This window comes from Pseudomonas sp. P5_B2, from assembly GCF_056400445.1.
Genome location: NZ_JBFULH010000558.1, coordinates 1 through 2,651, shown reverse-complemented (window position 1 = coordinate 2,651; position 2,651 = coordinate 1). Strand labels below are relative to the sequence as shown.

Sequence of the window (2,651 nt, the reverse complement as noted above, 5' to 3'; positions counted from 1 at the left end):
CGCGAAGGCTGATTGATATTCCTAACGCTCGAAGCTCTCATTCGGTACCCACGCCCCGGGGTGGTGGGGTTGCAATTGTCCTGGCATTTACATTGGCACTGTTCATGCTTTTATTGGCTGGACTGATGACTTTTCCGGTGTTTCTGGCTATTGCCGGGGGCGGTGCGTTGGTTGCCATAATCGGCTTTATGGATGACCACGGACACATCGCTGCCCGCTGGCGTTTGTTGGGGCATTTCGCCGCTGCGATAGGGTTGCTGTTCTGGATAGGCGGCTTGCCCGCTATTGAGTTCTTTGGGCATGCATTTGACTTGGGGTGGTTTGGCCATGTGCTGGCTGCGTTTTATCTGGTATGGCTGCTCAATTTGTACAATTTCATGGATGGAATTGACGGTATAGCCAGCGTCGAGGCGATTTGCGTTTGCCTTGGGGCGTGCTTGCTGTATTGGGTCAGTGGCGTGGCGGATCTGATCTGGGCACCTTTGTTGCTGGCCGCTGCGGTGGCTGGTTTCCTTTTTTGGAATTTTCCACCTGCGAAAATTTTCATGGGGGACGCCGGCAGTGGTTTTCTGGGGATTGTCCTCGGAGGACTCTCACTTCAAGCCGCCTGGGTTTCCGCCGATTTGCTGTGGGGTTGGCTAATCCTGCTCGGCGTATTTGTTGTCGACGCCACGTTCACCTTGTTCCGCCGTTTGCTCAGGGGGGACAAGGTCCATGAAGCGCACCGCAGTCACGCCTACCAGTATGCTTCTCGTCGGTTTGGCAGCCATTTGAAGGTTACAATCGGCGTGTCATTGATCAATTTGCTGTGGTTGTTGCCTATTGCTTTAGGCGTTGTGCAATTCGGTCTCAATTCCAGTTTGGCGCTGATTCTGGCCTATGCTCCATTAGTTGCGCTGGCAATCAAGTTCCGCGCGGGGGAGCTGGAAGCGCCCTCGGTGAAAAACTGAGCAACAGACCTGTCATTCAGATTTTTGGAAGTGGATTAGATGCGCTTATAAGGTTCCACTACTGATACGGCAGTTGAATGGAGAAAGCTTACGTGTTTGRAGAGTTTATGGAAAAGGTCAGATCACGCCTGTTGGGTCTTCCCCGACGCCGCAAGCGCCTTATACAGGTGCTCACAGATATTGTTCTGGTCTGGGGAGCCCTGTGGTTGGCGTTCATCGTGCGTTTGGGTATCGATGACATGTACAACCCTTTTCGGGAACATTTCTGGCTGTTTGTCAGCGCGCCTGTCGTGGCCATTCCCTTGTTCATCCGCTTCGGCATGTATCGCGCGGTCATGCGATATTTTGGCAATGATGCGCTGATTGCGATCATCAAGGCCGTCAGCTTGTCTTCTCTGATCCTGGTGGTTGTCGTCTATTGGTACAGCAACCACCAAGCCGTCGTCCCACGTTCCATCATCTTCAACTATTGGTGGTTAAGCCTCGTCATCATCGGTGGTCTACGGCTGTGCATGCGCCAGTATTTTATGGGCGACTGGTTCACTGGCGCGCAGCATGTACTCTTTACCAGTCGCGATGACGGCCTGACCAAGGTTGCGATTTACGGTGCCGGTGTGGCGGGCAATCAGTTGGTCGCTGCGCTTCGCATGGGCCGGGTCATGCGTCCTGTGGCGTTTATCGATGATGATCCAAGCATTGCGGATCGGATAATTTCCGGTCTGCAGGTTTACAAACCCAAGCATATTCAACAAATGATCAAAGAGAGCGGCGCACAGGAAATTCTTCTGGCGCTGCCGTCCTCGACCCGCGCCCGTCGTCGGGAAATCCTGACTTTTCTCGAGCCTTTCCCACTGCACATTCGCAGCGTCCCGAACTTCACCGACCTGGCCAGCGGACGAGTGAAGGTCGAAGACATCCAGGAAGTGGACATCGCCGACTTGCTCGGGCGCGATTCTGTACCGGCACAACCGGATTTGCTCGAGCGTTGCATAAAAGGCAAGACAGTCATGGTAACCGGTGCCGGTGGTTCCATCGGTGCTGAGCTTTGCCGGCAGATCTTTACCCTTGGGCCCACCACACTTTTGCTGTTTGACCACAGTGAGTTCAACCTCTACAGCATTCTGACGGAGTTGGAGCAACGGAGTTGTCGGGATGCTGTTCCCGTGAAGTTATTGCCGATACTGGGTTCAGTCCGTCACCCGCACAAGCTTCTTGATGTCATGAAGACCTGGGGTGTGGATACGGTTTACCACGCCGCCGCTTACAAGCATGTGCCAATGGTCGAGCACAATATCGCCGAAGGCGTGCTCAACAATGTGATCGGGACGCTCAATACGGCTCAGGCAGCATTGCAGTCCGGTGTTTCCAACTTTGTGCTGATCTCCACTGACAAGGCCGTTCGCCCCACCAATGTGATGGGTAGTACCAAGCGCCTCGCCGAGCTGACCCTACAAGCCCTGAGCCGTGAAATCGCCCCCGTGTTGTTCGGCGACAAAGCCAATGTATCCCGGGTCAACAAAACCCGCTTCACAATGGTTCGGTTCGGCAATGTGCTGGGTTCCTCGGGTTCTGTAATCCCGCTTTTCCACAGTCAGATCAAGTCCGGTGGCCCACTGACCGTCACCCACCCCAAGATCACCCGTTATTTCATGACCATCCCCGAAGCCGCGCAATTGGTCATCCAGGCTGGCTCCATGGGGC

General features: G+C 54.5%; 2 protein-coding genes. Both read left to right on the top strand.

Annotated elements, in window-relative coordinates; translation table 11 throughout:
* Positions 1–950 (top strand): MraY family glycosyltransferase (locus AC1DRJ_RS23915; protein WP_477804326.1); only part of this gene is annotated, 950 nt, incomplete at its 5' end.
* A gap of 107 nt (positions 951–1,057) precedes the next feature.
* The coding region (locus AC1DRJ_RS23910; protein ID WP_477804325.1) for a polysaccharide biosynthesis protein at positions 1,058–2,651 on the top strand (1,594 nt) is incomplete at its 3' end.